The organism is Nonomuraea sp. N2-4H (genome assembly GCF_045291505.1).
GTDB lineage: Bacteria > Actinomycetota > Actinomycetes > Streptosporangiales > Streptosporangiaceae > Nonomuraea > Nonomuraea fastidiosa.
In genome coordinates this window covers 3,751,003-3,771,488 of the sequence record NZ_CP147987.1, presented here as the reverse complement: position 1 = coordinate 3,771,488, position 20,486 = coordinate 3,751,003, and the positions used below count along the sequence as shown (strand labels likewise).

18 protein-coding genes and 1 pseudogene are annotated in these 20,486 nt (G+C 72.7%); 17 read left to right on the top strand and 2 right to left on the bottom strand.

The genetic code is table 11. From position 1 onward, the window contains the following. Position 1: 1 nt before the first annotated feature. Entirely contained in the window at positions 2 to 889 is an 888-nt protein-coding gene (locus tag WBK31_RS17580; protein ID WP_406675249.1) for an NAD(P)-dependent oxidoreductase, read from the bottom strand. Positions 890 to 935: 46 nt separating this feature from the next. Between WBK31_RS17580 and WBK31_RS17575 the strand changes: the two genes are divergently transcribed. Then, positions 936 to 1,286 carry a helix-turn-helix domain-containing protein gene (locus tag WBK31_RS17575; protein ID WP_364052340.1) on the top strand — a complete coding sequence of 117 codons (351 nt, stop codon included), beginning with the start codon at positions 936 to 938 and terminating at the stop codon, positions 1,284 to 1,286. A gap of 468 nt (positions 1,287 to 1,754) precedes the next feature. Here WBK31_RS17575 and WBK31_RS17570 read toward each other — a convergent pair. Beyond that, positions 1,755 to 2,030 (bottom strand): annotated as a pseudogene (locus WBK31_RS17570) (Ig domain-containing protein); the annotation flags it as partial. A 395-nt stretch (positions 2,031 to 2,425) separates the two neighbouring features. Here WBK31_RS17570 and WBK31_RS17565 point away from each other — a divergent pair. From WBK31_RS17565 to WBK31_RS17490, 16 genes are all read left to right on the top strand, one after another. Beyond that, complete coding sequence (locus WBK31_RS17565) at positions 2,426 to 2,938, top strand: flavin reductase family protein (protein WP_364052337.1); 513 nt, start codon at positions 2,426 to 2,428, stop codon at positions 2,936 to 2,938. Between the two features lie 23 nt (positions 2,939 to 2,961). After that, positions 2,962 to 3,903: a glutathione S-transferase C-terminal domain-containing protein gene (locus WBK31_RS17560; protein ID WP_378788538.1), complete on the top strand. Its 942-nt coding sequence runs from the start codon at positions 2,962 to 2,964 to the stop codon at positions 3,901 to 3,903. Beyond that, a complete protein-coding gene (locus tag WBK31_RS17555; RefSeq protein WP_364052331.1) occupies positions 3,900 to 5,222 on the top strand; it encodes an NtaA/DmoA family FMN-dependent monooxygenase in 1,323 nt (440 codons plus the stop codon). The genes WBK31_RS17560 and WBK31_RS17555 overlap by 4 nt, the downstream gene beginning before the upstream one ends. Beyond that, a complete protein-coding gene (locus WBK31_RS17550; protein ID WP_406675248.1) occupies positions 5,219 to 6,391 on the top strand; it encodes an LLM class flavin-dependent oxidoreductase in 1,173 nt (390 codons plus the stop codon). Before WBK31_RS17555 ends, WBK31_RS17550 begins: the two co-directional genes overlap by 4 nt. After that, positions 6,388 to 7,473, top strand: coding sequence for an LLM class flavin-dependent oxidoreductase (locus tag WBK31_RS17545; RefSeq protein WP_378788542.1), 1,086 nt, complete (start codon positions 6,388 to 6,390; stop codon positions 7,471 to 7,473). The genes WBK31_RS17550 and WBK31_RS17545 overlap by 4 nt, the downstream gene beginning before the upstream one ends. Next, positions 7,470 to 8,579, top strand: a complete 1,110-nt coding sequence (locus WBK31_RS17540) for an LLM class flavin-dependent oxidoreductase (RefSeq protein WP_364052322.1) — start codon at positions 7,470 to 7,472, stop codon at positions 8,577 to 8,579. Before WBK31_RS17545 ends, WBK31_RS17540 begins: the two co-directional genes overlap by 4 nt. Before the next feature lie 14 nt (positions 8,580 to 8,593). Further along, a complete protein-coding gene (locus WBK31_RS17535; protein WP_406675245.1) occupies positions 8,594 to 10,198 on the top strand; it encodes an ABC transporter substrate-binding protein in 1,605 nt (534 codons plus the stop codon). Beyond that, positions 10,195 to 11,100: an ABC transporter permease gene (locus tag WBK31_RS17530; RefSeq protein ID WP_406675244.1), complete on the top strand. Its 906-nt coding sequence runs from the start codon at positions 10,195 to 10,197 to the stop codon at positions 11,098 to 11,100. Before WBK31_RS17535 ends, WBK31_RS17530 begins: the two co-directional genes overlap by 4 nt. A gap of 2 nt (positions 11,101 to 11,102) precedes the next feature. Beyond that, positions 11,103 to 11,900, top strand: a complete 798-nt coding sequence (locus tag WBK31_RS17525) for an ABC transporter permease (protein ID WP_378788549.1) — start codon at positions 11,103 to 11,105, stop codon at positions 11,898 to 11,900. Next, complete coding sequence (locus tag WBK31_RS17520) at positions 11,897 to 13,582, top strand: dipeptide ABC transporter ATP-binding protein (RefSeq protein WP_406675243.1); 1,686 nt, start codon at positions 11,897 to 11,899, stop codon at positions 13,580 to 13,582. The genes WBK31_RS17525 and WBK31_RS17520 overlap by 4 nt, the downstream gene beginning before the upstream one ends. Before the next feature lie 67 nt (positions 13,583 to 13,649). Continuing rightward, entirely contained in the window at positions 13,650 to 14,411 is a 762-nt protein-coding gene (locus WBK31_RS17515; protein WP_364052307.1) for a GntR family transcriptional regulator, read from the top strand. Next, complete coding sequence (locus WBK31_RS17510) at positions 14,402 to 14,629, top strand: 4Fe-4S dicluster domain-containing protein (RefSeq protein ID WP_364052304.1); 228 nt, start codon at positions 14,402 to 14,404, stop codon at positions 14,627 to 14,629. The genes WBK31_RS17515 and WBK31_RS17510 overlap by 10 nt, the downstream gene beginning before the upstream one ends. A gap of 11 nt (positions 14,630 to 14,640) precedes the next feature. Next, positions 14,641 to 16,071 carry an ABC transporter substrate-binding protein gene (locus tag WBK31_RS17505; RefSeq protein WP_364052301.1) on the top strand — a complete coding sequence of 477 codons (1,431 nt, stop codon included), beginning with the start codon at positions 14,641 to 14,643 and terminating at the stop codon, positions 16,069 to 16,071. Further along, a complete protein-coding gene (locus WBK31_RS17500) occupies positions 16,068 to 16,934 on the top strand; it encodes an ABC transporter permease (protein ID WP_378788552.1) in 867 nt (288 codons plus the stop codon). The genes WBK31_RS17505 and WBK31_RS17500 overlap by 4 nt, the downstream gene beginning before the upstream one ends. Next, positions 16,931 to 17,653 carry an ABC transporter ATP-binding protein gene (locus WBK31_RS17495; protein ID WP_406675242.1) on the top strand — a complete coding sequence of 241 codons (723 nt, stop codon included), beginning with the start codon at positions 16,931 to 16,933 and terminating at the stop codon, positions 17,651 to 17,653. Before WBK31_RS17500 ends, WBK31_RS17495 begins: the two co-directional genes overlap by 4 nt. A gap of 3 nt (positions 17,654 to 17,656) precedes the next feature. Beyond that, positions 17,657 to 20,317 (top strand): fumarate reductase/succinate dehydrogenase flavoprotein subunit, encoded by a 2,661-nt coding sequence (locus WBK31_RS17490; RefSeq protein WP_406675241.1) that lies wholly within the window; start codon positions 17,657 to 17,659, stop codon positions 20,315 to 20,317. The last annotated feature ends 169 nt before the right edge of the window (positions 20,318 to 20,486 follow it).

Genomic DNA, 20,486 nt, shown 5'->3' with positions numbered 1-20,486 from the left:
GTCAGCGGGGGTTGAGCAGGTCGGTGACGCGCAGGAAGCCGTCCCCGCCGTGTCCGAGCCCGATGACGCGGCGGGCCAGCCCTTCGGCGGCGCGCATCACGCTCGCGTCGATGCCGCGCTCCTCGGACGCCTGCACGATGTGCCGCATGGACGACGCCGCCGAGGTGATCGGGTTGATGTCGCCGGAGAAGACGCCCGCGTCGGCCTCCCGCGCGCCCTGCTCGAAGAGCGGCGGCAGGATCGCGGAGATGCCCTTCGCGAACGGCGCCAGCTCCTGGGCCGTGACGCCCTCCGCCTTGGCCAGCGCCAGCGCGTGGGCGTACCCGGCCATCGCGGTCCAGAAGATGTCGAGCAGCGCGAGGTCGTACGAGGCCGCCCGGCCGACATCGGCCCCCAGGTGGGTGTGGGTGCCGCCGAGCGTCTCCAGCACCGCCCGGTGCTCGCGGTAGAGCTCCTCGGGGCCGCTGTGTAGGAACACCGCGTTCGGCGTGCCGATGGTGGTGGACGGCGTCATGATGGCGCCGTCCAGGTAGCCGATGCCGTGCGCGGAGGCCCACGCGCCCATGTCGCGGGCGCGCGCCGGCGTGTCGGCGGTCAGGTTGACCAGCGTGCGGCCCTTGAGTGCGGCGGCCACCGCGTCCCTGCGCACGATCGCGTGGGCGGCGTCGTAATCCACCACGCAGAGCACGGTGAGCGGGCTCGCGGCGACCGCGGCCTCGGGTGACGGCGCGCCCGACACGCCGCGGGCCACCAGCTCGCGGTCCCGGCCCCGCGTACGGTTCCAGACCGTGACGGCCAGGCCCGCGTCCAGGAACGCGCCGGCCAGCGCCCGGCCCATCGGACCCAGGCCGAGCACGGTGACGGCAGACTGTGGGGTGGATACGGACATCCGTGAAGACTCCTCGACGACATGGCTTGTGAAGGGTGAAACGGCGATGACGCGCAGCAGAGCACAGGACCCCAACGTCTGCGGGGTGACCGCCGCGATCGCCGTGATCGACGGCAAGTGGAAGACGACGCTGCTCTGGCTGCTGGAGTCAGGCCCGTGGCGTCCCGGCGAGCTGCTGCGCCGGCTGCCCGGGCTCAGCGAGAAGGTGCTGACTCAGACGCTGCGCGAGATGGAGGGCGACGGGTTGGTCCACCGGCAGGTGTACGACGAGCGGCCGCTGCGGACCGAATACTCGCTGACCCCGTTCGGCCGCGACCTGGCCGAGGCGCTGGAGCCCCTCGCCGGCTGGGGTCACCGCCGCCTGGAGAGGCTGGCCGCGGCCCGGCAGGTCTCGTGACGCGCACCGCCCCGGCCTCCTCTCGTACGTCCTGCTGGTCCCCGGCGGCCCTCCGGCCGCCGTGTCCTCAGCTTCGTCCGTGGAGTGCCGGGGCGGCAAGTACCCACAAAAAAGTGGGTATCCGCACGGCCGGTCAGGCGTATGCCTTGACCTCGAGAAGCCCGACCAACGCCGCTCAGTACTGCAGTTTCCAGCTCGCCGCAGCCGCACGCCGCCGCCGTCGTCGAAGACGTACACCTCGGCCGAGCCGATCGTGCGGGCCGACGGCCAGGTCAGCTCGGCCCACTGGGTGCCGGTCTGCGGCCAGGCGCCCCAGCGGGGGTTGGCGGTGTCGTTGGATGACGGCGGGTCGATGCCGTCGTTGATCGCGGCCACGCTCTCCCAGGGCGCGGTATAGGAGGCCGAGGGGGCGGCGTCCGCGGCCAGGTCGGTCGCGGGGCCTGCGCCGCCGCTGCCGACGTTCAGCGTGAACGTCTTGGTGACGGAGCTGCTGAGCCGGTCGTAGTCGCGCAGCCGGACGGTGAAGGTGTGGCTGCCCGCGGCGGTCGGGGTGATGGTGCCGGTGAACCGGTCGAGGGTGAGCCCGGCGGGCAGCGACCCGCTGGTGATCTGCCAGTCGTAGAACGGCACGCCGCCCTTGGCCCGCAGCTCGTGCCGGTAGGCGGTGCCGGCGGCGGCCTGGGGGAGCGAGGCGGTGACGATGGACGGTTCCACCGCCGCCGGCCGGTGGCGGGGCGTCGCCATGTCCGGGCAGGCGCCGTCCAATTTCCCGTATAACAAGTAGGAAATATTGACTTATCCGAGAGTCCGGCTTAGCGTCGAAGACATGAGCCAGGGCTTCCTCCTGACCGCGCGCCCGCACGTGGACTTCTGCCACGTCGCCAGCGCGCAGTGTCGCTGATCACGGACCACCGCCCGCGGCCTTCCGCCGCACGCCGCCATCACCCCTTGAGCTCGGGCGTGGCCGACGCCGTCCACGCACCCGCTGACGACCCCGTACACCCGCGTTCGCGCACCACCGCCAGCGCGCCGCGCGAGCGCGCCTTCCCCGTGAGGAACGATCCCGTGATCCCATCACGTCCCACCACCCCCACCAGCCCAGCACCGGCCGGCACCGACCGCGAGGGGAGTGCCCGGGCATGACCGACACGCTGCCCGGCCGCGCCGTCGGCGCCGAGTCGTTCCGCCGCGCGCTCGCCGTCCACGCCAGCGGCGTCGTGGTGATCACCGCGCAGAACGAGGGCGTCCCGGTCGGCATGACCGCCACCTCGTTCTCCTCGGTCAGCCTCGAACCGCCGCTCGTCTCCTTCTACGTCGACCAGTCCTCGACCACCTGGCCCTGGCTGCGCTCCGCCGACCACTTCGCCGTCAACATCCTCTCCGCCGACCAGGCCGACCTGGCCGCGAGGTTCGCCCGCAAGGGCATCGACCGCTTCGCCCCGCCCACCAGGTGGCGGCCGGGCCCGCTCGGCGCGCCGCTGCTGCAGGACGTGTGCGCGCACCTGGTGTGCCTGCCGTACGAGACCGCCGACGTCGGCGACCACGTGCTCGTCGTCGGCCTGGTCGCCGACGTGCGCACGCACGGCGAGGGCCGGCCGCTCCTCTACCACAAGGGCCGATTCGGCCGCTTCCGCCCGCACAACGAAGACTGAGCGACCCGCGTCTGGAGCTGAGTGTGACCGTGCACACCGGGATCAACCCCCGGACCGACACCGGGACGGCGGCCCCCGCCTACGCCAGTCCCGTCGACTACGACGCCTACGGCTCGTACGGCCCAGGCCGCCTGCACCTGTCGCCCGGCTGGAACCGCCCCATCTACCCCTTCCAGGGCCGGATCACCGCCGACGGGTCCAGCGGCTACCGCGCCGAGCCCGGCCGCTACCACCTCTACGTCGCCTGGGTCTGCCCGTACGCCCACCGCGCGGCGATCGTCCGCAAGCTCAAGGGGCTGGAGGAGGTGGTGTCGCTGTCCTACGTGGACGACGAGCGCGACGGGCGCGGCTGGGCCTTCAGGGAGCGCAGGGGCCCCGACCCGGTCAACGGGTTCACGCTCCTTGAGCAGGCGTACGACGCCACCGAGAAGGGCTACCCCGGCCACATCTCGGTGCCCGTGCTGTGGGACCGGCGGCGCGGCAGGATCGTCAGCAACAACTTCCCCGACATCACGATCGACCTGGCCACCCAGTTCGAGGAGTGGGCCGACCGCAGCGTGGACCTCTATCCGCGGGCGCTGCGCCCCGAGATCAACAAGCTGAACGCCTGGATCTACCACGACGTCAACACCGGCGTCTCGCGCGTCGCCCGCGCCGCGAGCGAGCGGGAACGCGACAACGAGCGCCAGCGGGTCGCCGGCATGCTCCGCTCGCTCGACCGCAGGCTGGAGGAACGGCGCTACCTGCTCGGCGACACGGTCACCGAGGCCGACGTGCGCCTGTGGGTCACGCTGGCCAGGTACGACACCGAGTACAACCGCCACCACCTCATCACCGAGCACGACCTGTCCGGCTTCCCGAACCTGTGGGGCTACGCCCGCGACCTCTACACGCTGCCCGCGTTCGCCGAGACCACCGAGGGCCTGCCGGACACCTGGCGCACTCCCCACGGGCGGGACCGATGACAGCACGCAAGCGGGTACATCTCGCCGCGCACTTCCCCGGCGTCAACAACACCACCGTCTGGAGCGACCCCCGCTCCGGCAGCCAGATCGACTTCTCCTCGTTCGTCCACCTGGCCAAGACCGCCGAGCGCGGCAAGTTCGACTTCTTCTTCCTTGCCGAGGGCCTGCGGCTGCGCGAGCTGAAAGGCCGTATCCACGACCTCGACGTGGTCGGCAGGCCGGAGTCGCTGACCGTGCTGAGCGCGCTGGCGGCCGTCACCGACCGGCTCGGGCTGGCCGGGACCGTCAGCGCCACCTTCAACGAGCCGTACGAGCTGGCCCGCCGCCTGGCCACGCTCGACCACCTCAGCGAGGGCAGGGCGGCATGGAACGTCGTCACCACCTCCGACGCCTTCACCGGCGAGAACTTCCGCCGCGGCGGCTTCCTCGACTACAACGACCGCTACGAGCGGGCCGCCGAGTTCGTCCGCCTGGCCCGCGAGCTGTGGGACTCCTGGGCCCCGGACGCCGTGCTCGCCGACGCGGACAGCGGCGGCTTCCTGCGGGAGGGAGCCATCGGCGACGTCGTGCACCACGGCAAGCACTTCGACGTCGAAGGCCGCTTCACGCTGCCGCGCAGCCCCCAGGGGCACCCCGTGATCATCCAGGCCGGGGATTCGTCCGACGGCAGGGAGTTCGCCGCCGCCACCGCAGACGTCGTCTTCACCGGGCACGGCACGCTGGAGGACGGCAAGCGGTTCTCCGCCGACGTCAAAGGCCGCATGGCCAAGTACGGCCGCGAACCCCACCAGCTCAAGATCATGCCGGGCGTCACGTACGCGCTCGGCGACACCGAGGAGGAGGCCGCCGAGAACGCCGCCGCCATCCGCAGGCAGCAGGTGAGCCCGCAGACCGCCATCGCCTTCCTGGAGCAGGTGTGGGGACGCGACATGTCCGCCTGCGACCCCGAAGGCCCGCTGCCCGACGTCGAGCCCGACCTCAGCGAGGGCGTCTCGCGCGGCCGGGTGCCGATCAAGGACAGGGCCGCCGTGGCCGCCAAGTGGCGGGCGCTGGCCGCGGAGAAGAAGCTCACCATCCGCGAGCTGGTCATCGAGGTGACCGGGCGGCAGACGTTCATCGGCACCCCCGAGACCGTCGCCCGCAAGATCGACGAGCACGTGCAGGCCGGCGCCGCCGACGGCTTCATCCTCGTGCCGCACCTGACGCCCGGCGGCCTGGACGACTTCGTCGACAAGGTGGTGCCGCTGCTGCAGGAGCGCGGCGTCTTCCGTACCGACTACACCGGCGCCACCCTGCGCGAGCACCTGGAGCTGGCATGACCCCACCCGCACCCCTCCACCTGGCCGTCGCCCTGGACGGCGCGGGCTGGCACCCGGCCGCCTGGCGGGAGGCGCCCGGGGCCGCCCGCGCCCTGTTCACCGCCCGCTACTGGGCCGGGCTCGTCACCGAGGCCGAGCGCGGCCTGCTCGACTTCGTCACCATCGAGGACGCGTTCGGCCCGCAGTCCTCGCTGCCCGACGGCTTCGACGACCGCACCGACCAGGTGCGCGGCCGGTTCGACGCCGTGCTGCTCGCCGCCCGGGTGGCCCCGCTCACCCACCGGATCGGCCTGGTGCCGACCGCCACCACCACCCACACTGAGCCGTTCCACGTCGCCATCGGCATCGCCACGCTCGACCACGTCAGCGGCGGCCGGGCCGGCTGGCGGCCGCAGATCTCCGTACGCTCGGCCGAGGCCCGCCACTTCGGCCGCAGGACCATCCCGCCGCTCGACCCCGCCGCCGGGTCGGTCAGCGCGCACCCGCACGTACAGGACCTGTTCGAGGAGGCCGCCGACGCGGTCGAGGTGGCCAGGCGGCTCTGGGACAGCTGGGAGGACGACGCCGAGATCAGGGACGTCGCCACCGGCCGCTTCATCGACCGCGACAAGCTCCACTACATCGACTTCTCCGGGAGGTTCTTCTCCGTCAAAGGGCCGTCCATCACGCCGCGCTCGCCGCAAGGACAGCCGGTCGTGGCCGCGCTCGCCCACCAGCGGCTGCCGTACGAGTTCGCCGCCGCGAACGCCGACGTCGTGTTCGTCACACCGCACTCGGCCGGGCACGCCCGAGACATCGTCGCCGAGATCAGGGAGCTGTCGCCGGACATCAAGATCTTCGCCGACCTGCTGGTGTTCCTCGGCGACGACGCCGCGCGGCGCAAGGCACGGCTCGACGAGCAGGACGGCGCCGAGCTGACCTCCGACGCGGCGATCTTCACCGGCCACGTGCGGGAGCTCGCGGACCTGCTGCTGCAGTGGCGGCGGGCCGGCATCCAGGGGTTCCGGCTGCGGCCGGGGGCGCTGCCGTACGACCTGTCACAGATCACCTCGGGGCTGACCGCCGAGCTGCGGGCGCGCTCGGCCTTCAGAAGCACCTACGAGGCCGGGACACTGCGCGGGCTGCTCGGCCTGCCCCGGCCGGCGAACCGGTACGCGGAGGCACGATGAAGTTCCTGGCCATCACCCTCATCTCGCACCACGCCGCCACCTCGCCGACCGAGCGCTTCGGCGAGGTCGTCGCGACCGCGCAACTGGCCGAGGAACTGGGCTTCGACGGGTTCGGGGTGGGGGAGCGGCACGAGTGGCCGTTCCTGTCCTCATCACCGCCCGTCGTGCTCAGCCACATCGCCGCCAAGACCTCCCGCATCCGGCTGTTCACCGCCGTCACCACGCTGAGCCTGCTCGACCCCGTACGCGCCTACGAGGACTACGCCACGCTCGACCACCTGTCCGGCGGGCGGCTGGAACTGATCATCGGCAAGGGCAACGGCGCGGCCCAGGCCAAGCTGTTCCACGTCACCACCGAGGACCAGTGGGAGCGCAACCGGGAGTCGTACGAGCTGTTCCGACGTCTGTGGCGGGAGGAGAAGGTGACCTGGAGCGGCCGGTTCCGCCCCGCCCTTGAGGACGCCCAGACCTGGCCGCGTCCCCTGCAGCGGCCGATCAGGGTCTGGCACGGCAGCGCCACCAGCAAGGAGTCGGTCGAGCTGGCCGCCCGCCACGGCGACCCGCTGTTCTCCGCCAACGTCTCCAACCCCATCGAGCCGTACGCCGAGCTGATCGACCACTACCGCGAGCGGTGGGCGCACTACGGGCACGACCCGGCGGACGCGCTGGTCGGGGCCGGGTTCGCCGGACTGTACGCGGCCCGTACCTCGCAGGAGGCCATCGCCGCCTACCGGCCGGTCTTCCAGGCGCGGCTGGACTATCAGCGCAAGGCCGGCATCCCGATCGTCTTCCCCACGCTGGAGGACGCCATCGAGCGCAGCTCGGTGCTGGTGGGCAGCCCGCAGCAGATCATCGACAAGGTGCTGCGCTACCACCGGCGGTTCGGGCACGAGGTCATGCACATCCCCGCCGACGCAGAAGGGCTCACGCCCGCGCGGCACCGGGCCACGCTTGAGCTGTTCCAGTCGGAGATCGCGCCGGTGCTGCGGGCCGAGGTCCCGAGCCGGCCGTTCCCCTCACCGCCTTCCTCTCCCGCCGCGTCCGACGACCGGGTGCCCGCCGTCGCAGGAGGCACGTCATGACGCTGTCCATCCTCGACCTCGCCCCCATCCCCTCGGGCGGCACGGCCTCCGACGCCCTGAACAACACGATCGACCTGGCCCGCAGGGCCGAGGAGTTCGGCTACCGCCGCTACTGGCTGGCCGAGCACCACTTCGCGCCCGGCGTGGCCAGCTCCGCGCCCGCCGTGCTGATCGCCCTGGTCGCCGCGGCGACCTCGCGCATCAGGGTCGGCTCCGGCGCGGTGCAGCTCGGACACCAGACCCCGTTGTCGGTCGTCGAGCAGTTCGGCATCATCGACGCCCTGCATCCAGGACGCATCGACCTCGGCATCGGCCGCTCGGGTCAGCGCCGCGCCGAGCTCGCCGCCGCCCCCAAGGGTCCTCCGCCGCGGCCGCGCGAGGACCGCGAGGACAAGGTGGTGGACGGGCTGCTTATCCCGGCGCCGCTCGACCTGTCCACGCTCGCCGTCCACCCGCAGCTCGTCCACTACGCCACCTTCCTCCAACAGCCCGGCGCTCAGACGCCCGACTTCGCCGAGCAGATCGACGACGTGCTCGCCTTCATCAACGGCACCCACGAGGTGCACGCCGTCCCGGGCGAGGGCGCGGACCTGGAGGTGTGGATCCTCGGCAGCAGCGGCGGCCAGAGCGCCAGGGTGGCGGGGGAGCGCGGGCTGCCGTTCGCCGCCAACTACCACGTCAGCCCCTCCAATGTGCTGGAGGCGGTGGAGGCCTACCGGGAGGCGTTCAAGCCGTCGGACGAGCTGTCCGAGCCGTACGTCATGGTCTCCGCCGACGCCGTCGTCGCCCCCACCGAGGCCGCCGCCCGCGAGCTCGCCTCCCCCTACGCGCTGTGGGTGCGCAGCATCAGGACCGGCGCGGGCGCCATGCGCTTCGCCACGCCCGCCGAGGCCGCCGCCCACGTCTGGACCGACGAGGACCGCGCCCTGGTCAAGGACCGCGTCGACACCCAGTTCGTCGGCACCCCCGGCCAGGTCGCCGAACGGCTGCGCACCCTGCGCCGGGTGACCGGGGCCGACGAACTGCTCGTCACCACCATCACCCACGACCACGAAGACCGCGTGCGCTCGTACGAGCTGCTCGCCGAAGCATGGAACCACCAGTGACGCCCATGACGCCGATGAAACGCCTCGCGCCGGCCTTACTGCTCGCACTCACCCTGGCCGCCTGCGGCGCCGAGCCCGCGCAGGAGGGGGCCGCGCCCGCCAGCCTGACCTGGGCCATCGAGACGGAGCCGATCACGCTCAACCCCCAGCAGTGGGTGCAGAACAAGGCCAGGCTGCTGGTGTTCAACCAGTTCGACGCCCTGCTGTCGCGGGACGAGCAAGGCGAGTTCCACCCCTGGCTGGCCACGTCGTGGAAGGTGTCGGACGACGGCCGCGTCTACACCCTCCGGCTCCGCGACGACGTCACCTTCCACGACGGCACCACGTTCGACGCCGCCGCCGTCAAGGCCAACCTCGACCAGTTCATGGTGCCCGGCTACAACCCGGCCGTCGCGGCCATCCAGCTCAAGGCGTACGAGAAGTCCGAGGTCGTCTCGCCGACCACGATCAAGATCACCCTCAAGGAGCCCGACGCGCTCTTCCTCGACTTCCTCGCCTCCCCCTACGCGGGGCAGGTCTCGCCGCGCTCGCTCAAGAACGCCAAGGACCTCAAGTTCGGCGGGCCCGACCTGGTCGGCACCGGGCCGTTCATCCTCGACAGGTACGTCCCGGGCCAGGAGATCCACTACCGCCGCAACCCCGACTACAAGTGGCCGCCCGCCGGGGCCGCGCACCAGGGCCCCGCCCACCTGGCCGAGATCACCTACCGGTTCCTGCCCGAGGCCGCCGTCCGCGTCGGCGCGCTCACCTCCGGCCAGGTGCAGGTCATCGAGGGCGTGCCGGCCACCGAGGCCGCGATGATCGAGCGCGACCCCGACCTCACGCTGAGCACCGCGCTCAACTCCGGCACCTCCTTCAGCTACTACTTCAACACCTCCCGCACCCCCTTCGACGACCAGCGCGTACGCGAGGCGTTCCGCGAGGCCGTGGACCTCGACGCCGTGCTGCGGTCGGTCTACCAGGGCACCGCGACCAGGGCGTGGAGCCTCGTCGCCAAGTCGAGCCCGTTCTACGACGCGAGCCTGGAGGGCCGCTACGGCGGCGACGCGGCCAAGGCCAACGCGCTGCTCGACGCCGCCGGATGGAAGGAGCGCGACGCCGAGGGCTACCGCGTCAAGGACGGCAAGCGGCTGACCGTGCGCGTTTTCGCCTCCGCGGCGTTCCAGCGCGACCGCCGCGATGTCCTCGCCCAGGCCATCCAGGCCCAGGTCAAGCAGAACGCCGGCATCGACTACCAAGTCAAGATCGTCGATCAGGGCGCGGCGCAGCAGGCGCTGCAGGACAACGACTACGAGGTGTTCGAGAACTCCCGCGGCGACTCCGACTCCGGCGCCGCGCTCAACCTCATCCTGCCCGCCGAGGGCTCGCTCAACAGGACGCACTACGCCGACAAGCGGCTGGACTCCTGGCTCGCCGAGGCCGGCGCCATCTCCGACCAGGAGCGGCGCAAGGAGCTCTACCACAAGGTCCAGCAGACCGCGGTGCTCGACAAGGCCATCGTGTTCCCGCTCTACGTGCCCGCCGACCAGATCGCCGCGCACAAGAGCGTGCAGGGTCTCGGCTTCGAGCCCGCGTCGGGCACCCCCGCGGGCGCCTACGACGTGCGGATCGGCACATGATCAGAAGGCTCGGCAGCGGGCTGGCCGTGCTGTGGGCCGCGGCCACCGCCGCTTACCTGGCGCTGCTCCTCGCCCCAGGCGACACCGTGGACATCCTGGTCGGCGACGGACCCGACACCCCCGAGATCCGGGCCAAGATCATCGCCGAGTGGGGGCTCGACCGGCCCGAGATCGTCCAGTACCTGTCCTACCTGTGGCGGCTGCTGCACGGCGACCTCGGGCGTTCGTACCGGCTGCAGCAGGACGTCGGCGAGGTGCTGGCCACGCAGGTCGGGCCCACCCTGCAGCTCACCGCCGCCGCGGCCGGCATCGGGATCGCGCTGGCCGGGGTGATCGCGCTCGTCACCGCCGGCCGGGGGCGGCTCGCGCGCGGCGCGGCCTCGCTGGCGGAGCTGGTGGCGGTGTCGGTGCCGCCGTTCCTCATCGGGATCCTGCTGCTGTCGCTGTTCTCGTTCACGCTGGGCTGGTTCCCCGTCTCCGGGGCGCAGGGGCCGCGCGCGCTCGTGCTGCCCGCGCTCGCGCTCGCGCTGCCCATCGCGGGCGTGCTCGGGCAGGTGCTGCGCGGCGGTCTCGAACGGGCACTCGAGCAGCCGTTCGCGGTCACCGCGCGGGCGCGCGGGCTCACCGAGCGGGCGCTGGTCGCCAGGCACGCGCTCAGGCACGCTCTCATCCCCGCCGTCACGCTGGCCGGCTGGTTCACCGGCGCGCTGCTCGGCGGCACCGTCATCACCGAGGTGCTGTTCGGCAGGCCGGGGCTCGGCCGCGTCGCCATGGACGCCGTACAGGGCCGCGACATGCCGGTGGTGATGGCGGTCGTGCTGCTGTCGGCCCTCGTGTACGTCACCATCAGCACCCTGCTCGACCTGGCCTACCGCGCCATCGACCCGCGAATCAGAGGCTGACCGTGCGCCGCCTGATCCTCCCCATCGTCTTTCTCGCCGTGCTCGCACTCGCCGTGGCCGTGCCGGGGCTGGTCACCGGTGCCGACCCGCTGGCCGCCGACCCGCTCGCCGCGCTCGCCCCGCCCGGCGGCGAGCACTGGTTCGGCAGCGACCACCTCGGCCGCGACGTGCTGGCCAGGGTCGTCTACGGCGCCCGCCACTCCATCAGCATCGGCGTCGCCGCGACCGTCTTCGCCGTCACCTCGGGCGTGCTGCTCGGCCTGGCCGCCGGGCTGTCGCCGAAATGGCTCGACGAGGCGCTGGCCCGCTCGTTCGACGTGCTGTCCACGCTGCCCGAGCTGCTGCTCGCGCTGCTCATCGTGGCGATCACCGGCCCCGGCACCGGAAACGTGATCTTCGCGATCGCCGTCGCCCAGGTACCCAACTACGCCCGCGTGATCCGCGCCCAGACGTTCGTGGTGCGCCGCTCCGGCTACGTCGAGCAGGCCGTCACGTTCGGCCGCTCCCGGCTCGCCATCACCGTGGGGCACGTGCTGCCGAACGTGCTCGGCCCGATCCCCGTGCTGGCCACGATCGGGCTCGGCCAGGCCGTCATCGCCGGATCCGGGCTCAGCTTTCTCGGCATGGGACCGCAGCCCCCGGCCGCAGAATGGGGCGCCATGCTCTCCGAGGCCCGCAACTACCTGCGGGTGGCCTGGTGGGAGGCGCTCTTCCCCGGCCTGGCGATCACGCTGACCGTCGTGTGCCTGACCGTCGTCGGCCGCCGGCTCCAGCAACGCTTCGAAGGAAGGACGTCATGACCACCACCCACGACGCCGTCTCCGCCGCGGCCGCGCCGTCCGGCTCCGCCGGGCCGCTGATCGACGTGCGGGACCTGCGGGTGAGCTTCGGGGAGCACGAGGTGGTGCGCGGCCTGTCGCTGGCGATCGCGCCGGGCGAGTGCGTCGCCGTGGTGGGGGAGTCGGGGTCGGGCAAGAGCGTGACGGCGCGGACCCTGCTCGGGCTGACCGGCCCCGGCTCGACGGTGGAGGCGGCGGCGTTCACCGTCGCCGGGCGGGACGCGCTGCGCTTCGGCCCGCACGACTGGCGGCGGCTGCGCGGCCGCTTCGCCGGGCTCGTGCTGCAGGACGCGCTGGTCTCGCTCGACCCGCTGCGCACCGTGGGCTCCGAGATCGCCGAGGTGCTGGCCGTGCACGACGTGGTGCCGCGCGCCCGCCGGGCGGAAAGAGTGCTGGAGCTGCTGGAGGCGGCCGGGGTGCCGGAGCCGGAGCTGCGGGCGGAGCAGCGCCCGCACGAGCTGTCGGGCGGGCTGCGCCAGCGGGTGCTCATCGCCTCCGCCATCGCCGCCGACCCGGCGCTGATCATTGCCGACGAGCCCACGACGGCGCTGGACGTGACCGTGCAGGCCCAGATCCTGCGGCTGCTCGCCGGGCAGAAGGCGGCAGGCACGGCGCTGCTGCTCATCAGCCACGACCTGGCCGTGGTCGGGTCGATCGCCGACCGCATCCTCGTCATGCACGACGGCCGGGTGGTGGAGGAGGGCCCGGCGCGCGACGTGCTGACCCGGCCACGGCACGACTACACCCGCGCGCTGCTGGCCGCCGTACCGTCGGCCGCCTCGCGCGGCACCCGGCTCACCGACGGCCGCCCGCTGGCCCGCCCTGCTCCAACCGCGGAGGGCGGGCCGGTGCTGGCGGCCACCGGGCTGACGCGCACGTACGGCGCCCGCCGCGCCGTGGACGACGTCTCCTTCACCCTGCGCAAGGGCGAGACGCTGGGCATCGTCGGCGAGTCCGGCTCGGGCAAGACCACGCTCGCCCGCCTGTGCATGGCCCTGCTGGAGCCGGACGAGGGCGGCGTGACCCTGCTCGGGCGGCCGTGGAGCGAGCTGCGCGAGCGCGAGCGCAGGCCGCTGCGCCCCCGCATCCAGGTGATCACGCAGAACCCGCTGGACTCCTTCGACCCTCGCCACAAGGTCGGCCGCCTGGTGGCCGAGCCGCTGCGGCTGCCCAAGGCCGAACGGCGGGCCCGCGTGCTGGACCTGCTGGCCCGCGTGGGCCTGCCGCAGGACGTGGCCGACCGGCACCCCCGCGAGCTGTCGGGCGGCCAGCGCCAGCGCGTCGCCATCGCCCGCGCCCTCGGCACCCGCCCCGACGTGCTGCTCTGCGACGAGCCCGTCTCCGCGCTGGACGTCTCGATCCAGGCCCAGGTGCTCGACCTGCTGGCCGAGCTGCAGGCCGAGTACGGCACCGCCATGGTGTTCATCTCCCACGATCTCGGCGTCGTCCAGCACGTCGCCGACCGGGTGCTGGTCATGAAGGACGGCCAGGTCGTGGAGGAGGGCGAGGTGGCCGAGGTGTTCCTGCGGCCGCGCCATCCGTACACGCACGAACTGGTCGCCGCCGTGCCCCGATTGCCCGCGGAAAGGGTGGCAGATCTTCCAGGATCCAGCACGGAACCGCAGGTCAGCGCGGGTACATAGGCTCCGCCTGGTGGCGCAATCCACCCGTTATCCCATTTTTCCTACCGATTGAGTAGGTTGAAGAGCCATGGAACGGGTGGCCCTCGACGATCGGCGGCGCCGGGCGGACCGCGCCCGGCAGGTCGCCGACCTGCTGAGAAGACAGATCATCCACGGCGGATACCCCGGCGGGCAGCTCCCGCTGGAGTCCGCGCTCGCCCGCGAGTTCGACACCTCGCGCAACACCGTGCGCCAGGCGCTGGACCTGCTGCGCGAGGAAGGACTGGTCGAACGGTGTCCCGGCGTCGGCACCACGGTCGCCGCCGAGAAGTACCCGCACGGCCTGCACCGCCTGCTCGGCCTGGCCGAGACGCTGCACGAGCACGGCCAGGTGGTCAACCAGGTGCGCACGATGACGCTCATCGAGCCGCCCGCCCCGGTCAGCCACCGGCTCGGGCTGGCGCCCGGCGAGCAGGTCGTCTACCTCGAACGCCTGCGCAGCCTCAACGGCCTGCCGCTCTCCCTCGACCTCACCTACCTGGTGCGCGACGTGGGCGAGCCGCTGTTCGACGCCGACCTCACCGGCAACGACATCTTCGTCCTGCTCGAACACATCGCCGGCCAGCCGCTCGGCACCGCCGAGCTGACCCTGGAGGCGGTCAACGCCGACCCGCACACCGCCGCCGTGCTCGGCGCGCCGCGCGGGGCCGCGCTGCTCATGGTCGAGCGGCTCACCCACCTGGCCGACGGCAGGCCCGTGGACCTGGAGTTCATCCGTTTCCGCGGCGACCGCCTGACGATGCGCGGTCACCTGCGGCGTAGCGAGAAAGAGGAGCACGCATGGCCCTGATCGACCAGCGCGTCGAGGTCCCGGTCACGATCGACGAGTCCCTGTGCATCGACGGCTGCACGCTCTGCGTGGAGGCGTGCCCGCTCGACTCGCTGGCCATCAGCGACGAGACCGGAAAGGCGTACATGCACGTGGACGAGTGCTGGTACTGCGGGCCCTGCGCGGCCCGCTGCCCCGTGGACGCGGTCACCATCAACATCCCCTACCTGCTGCGATGAAGGAACGCCCGATGCGCACAGCACTCATGGCCGCCGCCACCGCCCTGCTGCTCGCGGCGACCGGCTGCTCGGTGGCCGGCGCGGCCGGCGGCGGCTCCGGTGACTCCGGCGCCTCCCATGGCGGCGGCACGACCAAGGTGGTCGTCGGCTACCAGTCCAAGACCATCAACACCGTCACCGCAGGGACCCTGCTCCGCTCGCTCGGCTACCTGGAGAAGCGGCTCGGCCCCCGCTACACCGTCGAGTGGCAGGACTACGACACCGGCGCCCCCATCACCGCCAAGATGGTCGCCGGGAAGATCGACATCGGCTCGATGGGCGACTACCCGCTGCTCATCAACGCCGCCCGCACCCAGAACGTGCCCTCGGCCAAGACCGAGATGATCTCCATCACCGGCTACAACCTGCGCGGCGGGCTCAACATGGTGCTCGTCTCGCCCGCGTCGTCCGCGCGCACGCTCGCCGACCTGGCCGGCACCAAGATCTCCGCCAGCGTCGGCTCGGCCGGGCACGGCACGCTCGTGCAGGCCATGGAGCGGTCGGGCATCAGCGCCGACGTGGTCAACCACCAGCCCGCCGTCGGCGCGGCCCAGCTCGAGTCGGGCGGCGTGCAGGGCTACGCCCAGTTCGTGGCCTGGCCCGGCCTGCTCGCCTTCCAGGACAAGGGCCGGCTCATCTACGACGGCTCCGCGCTGGACGTGCCGACCTTCCACGGCGTCGTCGCCCGCAAGGCGTACGCGGAAGAGCACCCCGAGGTCGTGGACGCCTTCCTCAAGGCGCAGATCGACGCCACCCGTTACCTGCACGAGCACCCGGTGGAGGCGGCCGAGTCGGTGGCCGAGGCGACCGGGCTGCCGCCCGAGGTCGTCTACCTCTACAACGGGCGCGGCGGCATCGCCACCTTCGACGTCACGCTCAAGGAGCCGCTGCAGGCCGCCCATCAGCGGGACGTGGCCTACCTCAAGCGGATCAGCCCCGACTTCTCCGGCGTGGACGTGGCCGCGTTCGTCAACGACTCCTACCTGCGCAAGGCGTACGGGGCGAACTACGACGCCGACCGGGCCTCGACCGCGAACCCCGCCGCCGTCACCGGCACCGACAGCGCCTGCGGCACGCCCGTCAACGCCCCTGGGACCGCCTCCGAGTTGTGGCTGACCGGGGAGAAGGACACCAGGCCCGCCGCCACGCCCACCTGCCTGCTGCGCCAGGTGGCCGCCGCGAACGCGCAGGTGCGGGCCGCGTACGTGCCCGACACCACGACCGGCACCCGCTGGTTCGCCGACCGCTCGGTCTGGCTGCGCGACCCCGATGCCGACCCCGATCACCGGTTCCTGCCGTTCACCACGCAGGAGGGCGCCGACGCCTACCGCGCGAAGCACCCGGACACCAGGCCCGTCAGCTACGCCGACGCGCTCAAGGCCGCAGGAGGTGACGACCGATGACCGCCGGCACCGAGGTACGCGCACCCGCGCTGCCCGCCTCCGGCGGCAGGCCGCGCATGCGCGGCGGCGGCCGAGCGGGCAGGGCGGGCAGGGCGCGCAGGCGGCTCGTCCGCCTCGCCTCGCTGCTCGCCGCGGCCGGGCTGTGGCAGCTGCTGACGGTCACCGACGCCCGGCTGTGGCTCAGGTTCGACCGGCTGCCCACCCTCGTCGAGGTCGCCGAGCGGGCCGCGAGCCTGCTCGCCACCCGGCTCTACTGGCTGGACCTGCTGCAGAGCCTCATCAGGATCTGCACGGGCTTCGGGCTCGCCGCCGTGGCGGGCGTGGCGGCGGGCATCCTGGTCGCCAGGTCCGCCAAGGCCGGTGACGTGCTGCTGCCGCTGCTGGAGGCGGTGCGGCCGATCCCGGCGATCGCGCTGGTGCCGGTCGCCATCCTGCTGTTCCCCACCGACGAGCAGGGCATCGTGTTCATCACGTTCGCCGCCGCGTTCTTCCCGATCATGGTGAGCACCCGGCACGCCGTACGAGCCCTGCCCACGCTGTGGGAGGACGCCGTCAGGACGCTCGGCGGCGGGCGCCGCCACGTGCTGCTGAACGTCGTACTGCCCGGCATCCTGCCCGGGGTCTTCGGCGGGCTGTCGGTCGGCATGGGCGTGTCGTGGATCTGCGTCATCTCGGCCGAGATGATCTCCGGCGAGTTCGGGGTCGGCTACCGCACCTGGATGTCGTACACGATCGTGGACTACCCCTCCGTCATCGTCGGCATGATCACCATCGGCCTGCTCGGCTGGCTCACCTCGGCCGCCGTCGAACTCGCCAGGCGCCTGACGCGGTGGCTGCCACGCGCGGAGGAGGCCGCGTCATGACGCTCGGCATCACCATGGAGTCCCTGACCCTCGGCTACGGGCGCGGGCCCGTGCTGCGCGACGTCGACCTGGCCGTCCGGCCCGGCGAGGTGCTGGTGATCGTCGGCGCGTCCGGGTCGGGCAAGTCCACGCTGCTGCGCGCCATCGCCGGGCTGCTGCGCCCGCGCGACGGCCGCGTGGTCGCCGACGGCGCGGAGATCACCGCCACCTCCGGCGAGCGCGCCATGGTCTTCCAGGACGACGCGCTGCTGCCCTGGCGCACCGTACGCGGCAACGTCGAGCTGCCCCTGCGCATCCGCGGCTGGTCCACGGCGCGGCGGCGGGCCGTCGCCGAGGAGTGGATCGCCCGCGTCGGCCTGGCCGGGCACGAGGACCGGCTGCCCCGCGAGCTGTCCGGCGGTATGCGCCAGCGCGTCCAGCTCGCCCGCGCACTCGCCGGGGCGCCCAGGGCCGTGCTCATGGACGAGCCGTTCGGCGCGCTCGACGCCCAGACCCGTGCCGGCATGCAGGCCCTGCTGCTCGACGTGCTGCGCGACACCCAGGCGACCGTCGTGTTCGTCACCCACGACGTGGACGAGGCGCTGCTGCTCGCCGACCGGGTCGTGGTGCTCGGCCACGGCGCCGTGCGCTCCGTCATCGACGTCCCCTGCCCTCGTGCCCCCGCAACCGGAGCCGCCGATCGTGCCGGGCTGCGCGCTCAGATCCTCAAGGAGTTGTGAACGATGGAGATCCCCGCGATCGAAGACCGCCTGCACCTGGAGTGCGAGGTGCTCGTCATCGGCGGCGGCACCGCCGGCACCATGGCCGCCATCACCGCCGCCGAGCACGGCGCGCAGGTGCTGCTCCTGGAGAAGGCCCACGTCCGCCACAGCGGCGCGCTCGCCATGGGCATGGACGGCGTCAACAACGCCGTCATCCCCGGCAAGGCCACCCCTGAGGACTACGTCGCCGAGATCACCCGCGCCAACGACGGCATCGTCAACCAGAAGACCATCAACCAGACCGCCACCAGGGGCTACGACATGGTCCGCCGCCTGGAGCGGTACGGCGTGAAGTTCGAAAAGGACGAGCACGGCGACTACGCGGTGCGCCGCGTGCACCGCTCGGGCAGCTACGTGCTGCCCATGCCCGAGGGCAAGGACGTCAAGAAGGTGCTCTACCGGGTGCTGCGGCAGCGCCACATCCGGGAGAAGGTGCGCATCGAGAACCGGTTCATGCCGGTCAGGGTGCTCACCTCCGGCGGGCGGGCCGTCGGCGCGGCCGGGTTCGACACCCGCAGCGGGCGGTTCGTCACCGTCTCGGCCGGCGCCGTCATCCTGGCCACCGGCGCCTGCGGGCGGCTCGGGCTGCCCGCCTCCGGCTACCTCTACGGAACGTACGAGAACCCCACCAACGCCGGCGACGGCTACGCCATGGCCTACCACGCGGGGGCCGAGCTGAGCGGCATCGAGTGCTTCCAGATCAACCCGCTCATCAAGGACTACAACGGGCCCGCCTGCGCGTACGTCGCCAACCCGTTCGGCGGCTACCAGGTCAACAACAAGGGGGAGCGGTTCGTCGACTCCGACTACTGGTCGGGGCAGATGATGGCCGAGGTCTCCGCCGAGATCGCCTCCGCCCGCGGGCCCATCTACCTCAAGCTCACCCACCTGCCCGACGAGACCATCACCGCCATCGAGAACATCCTGCACACCACCGAGCGGCCCACCCGTGGCACGTTCCACGCCGGGCGCGGCCACGACTACCGCACCCACGACGTCGAGATGCACATCTCCGAGATCGGGCTGTGCGGCGGCCACTCCGCATCCGGCGTCTGGGTGGACGAGAACGGCGCCACCACCGTCCCCGGCCTGTACGCGGCCGGCGACCTGGCCTGCGTGCCGCACAACTACATGATCGGCGCGTTCGTCTTCGGCGACCTCGCCGGCGCCCACGCCGCCGCGCACCACGCCCCGCTCGCCGAACCGCCCGCCGACCAGGTCGCCGCCGCACACGAGCTCGTCTACCGGCCGCTGCGCAACCCCGACGGTACGCCGCAGCGGCAGGTCGAGTACAAGCTGCGCCGCTTCGTCAACGACTACGTCGCGCCGCCCAAGACGGCGGCCAAGCTGGAGATCGGGCTGGAGTCGTTCGAGCGGATGCGCCACGAGATCGCCGCCATGGGGGCGCGCACGCCGCACGAGCTGATGCGCTGCGCCGAGGTCGACTTCATCCGCGACTGCGCCGAGATGGCGGCGCGAGCCTCGCTGGCGCGCACCGAGAGCCGGTGGGGGCTCTACCACGAGCGGGCCGACCTGCCGCAACGCGACGACGCCGAATGGCTGTTCCACCTCAACCTGCGCAAGCGGGACGACGGGGCCATGGAGTTCGTCAAGCGGCCCGTGGAGCCGTACCTCGTGCCGGTCGAGGAGTTCACGCCCGTCCAGGCCGAGCCCGTCGTGCTCGGCACCGTCGGCACGGCCGTCGTCGCGCGCCGCGGCACCCGCGAGCGCCGCCAGGAGGCCGCGGTCGGCCGCTCGCCGCGCATCCTGGAGCTGCACCGGCTCGCCGAGGAGCAGCCGACCCTGACCGACCTCGCTCCCTACCTCGCCGATGCCGACCCCAAGGTGCGCAGGGCTGCCATCGCCACCCTCACCGAGACCGTCCCCGAGGGCACCGGGACCGCGCTGGCCGAGGCGCTCGCCGACCCGCACGGCACCGTACGCAGGGCCGCCGCCACCGGGCTCACCGAGCTCGTCGAGGTGCTGCCCGCCTCCGCCGGCCTGGGCGCCGCCCTGACCGCGCGGCTCGCCGGCGGCGACGCCTTCGTCCGCGCCGCCGTCCTCGACGTGCTGCGGGCGCTGCGGCTCGGCAGCGTCGAGATCTTCCGCGCCGCGATCGGCGACGGCGACCACCGGGTGCGCATCGCCGCCATCCGCGGGCTCGTCTCGCTCGACGCGCCGGACGAACTGGCCGCCGCCGCGTCCGACCAGTCCCGCGAGGTACGCGTCTGGGCCGCCAAGGGCCTCGGCCTCATCGGCCGCCCCACGCCCGTCCTCGCCGATCTGGCACGGGACGCCGACCCCCTCGTCAGGGCGGCCGCCCTGGAGGCGTCGGCCGCCACCGGCGCGCCCCTGGTCGCCCAGGCCCTGCCCGCGCTGTCCGACCCGGCCTGGCAGGTCCGCGTCGGCGCGGCCCGCTGCCTCGCCGCCGCCGACCCGGACACCGCCACGAAACCCCTGGTGGGCGCCCTCTCGGACGGCAACCTGGACGTCCGCAAGGCCGCCGTCCTGGCCCTGACCCCGTGGGCCGCCGACGCCACCGTCTCGGCCGCCCTGGAAGGAGCCCTGACCGACCCCGACGCCGACGTCCGCGCCTACGCCCGCCACGCCCTCACCCCCTGAAGGGTCACCCATCACGTGTCCCCTCGGGAGGGGCGGCCGCTCGCCGCGTTTCACTCTCTCGGGGTGGCCGCTCGCCGCGTTTGACCCGCTTTGGGGGTGGCCGCTCGCCGCGTTGCACTCCCTTCGGGGGTGGCCGCTCGCCACGTTTGACCCGCTCCGGGGGCGGCCG

Excerpts from the sequence above, each read along its gene's own strand:
- WBK31_RS17550 (WP_406675248.1), top strand. The coding sequence starts at position 5,219 with ATGACCCCACCCGCACCCCTCCACCTGGCCGTCGCCCTGGACGGCGCG.
- WBK31_RS17500 (WP_378788552.1), top strand. The coding sequence starts at position 16,068 with ATGACCGCCGGCACCGAGGTACGCGCACCCGCGCTGCCCGCCTCCGGC.
- WBK31_RS17530 (WP_406675244.1), top strand. The coding sequence starts at position 10,195 with ATGATCAGAAGGCTCGGCAGCGGGCTGGCCGTGCTGTGGGCCGCGGCC.
- WBK31_RS17535 (WP_406675245.1), top strand. The coding sequence starts at position 8,594 with ATGAAACGCCTCGCGCCGGCCTTACTGCTCGCACTCACCCTGGCCGCC.
- WBK31_RS17565 (WP_364052337.1), top strand. The coding sequence starts at position 2,426 with ATGACCGACACGCTGCCCGGCCGCGCCGTCGGCGCCGAGTCGTTCCGC.
- WBK31_RS17490 (WP_406675241.1), top strand. The coding sequence starts at position 17,657 with ATGGAGATCCCCGCGATCGAAGACCGCCTGCACCTGGAGTGCGAGGTG.
- WBK31_RS17510 (WP_364052304.1), top strand. The coding sequence starts at position 14,402 with ATGGCCCTGATCGACCAGCGCGTCGAGGTCCCGGTCACGATCGACGAG.
- WBK31_RS17515 (WP_364052307.1), top strand. The coding sequence starts at position 13,650 with ATGGAACGGGTGGCCCTCGACGATCGGCGGCGCCGGGCGGACCGCGCC.
- WBK31_RS17575 (WP_364052340.1), top strand. The coding sequence starts at position 936 with ATGACGCGCAGCAGAGCACAGGACCCCAACGTCTGCGGGGTGACCGCC.
- WBK31_RS17495 (WP_406675242.1), top strand. The coding sequence starts at position 16,931 with ATGACGCTCGGCATCACCATGGAGTCCCTGACCCTCGGCTACGGGCGC.
- WBK31_RS17555 (WP_364052331.1), top strand. The coding sequence starts at position 3,900 with ATGACAGCACGCAAGCGGGTACATCTCGCCGCGCACTTCCCCGGCGTC.
- WBK31_RS17580 (WP_406675249.1), bottom strand. The coding sequence starts at position 889 with ATGTCCGTATCCACCCCACAGTCTGCCGTCACCGTGCTCGGCCTGGGT.
- WBK31_RS17540 (WP_364052322.1), top strand. The coding sequence starts at position 7,470 with ATGACGCTGTCCATCCTCGACCTCGCCCCCATCCCCTCGGGCGGCACG.
- WBK31_RS17505 (WP_364052301.1), top strand. The coding sequence starts at position 14,641 with ATGCGCACAGCACTCATGGCCGCCGCCACCGCCCTGCTGCTCGCGGCG.
- WBK31_RS17545 (WP_378788542.1), top strand. The coding sequence starts at position 6,388 with ATGAAGTTCCTGGCCATCACCCTCATCTCGCACCACGCCGCCACCTCG.
- WBK31_RS17520 (WP_406675243.1), top strand. The coding sequence starts at position 11,897 with ATGACCACCACCCACGACGCCGTCTCCGCCGCGGCCGCGCCGTCCGGC.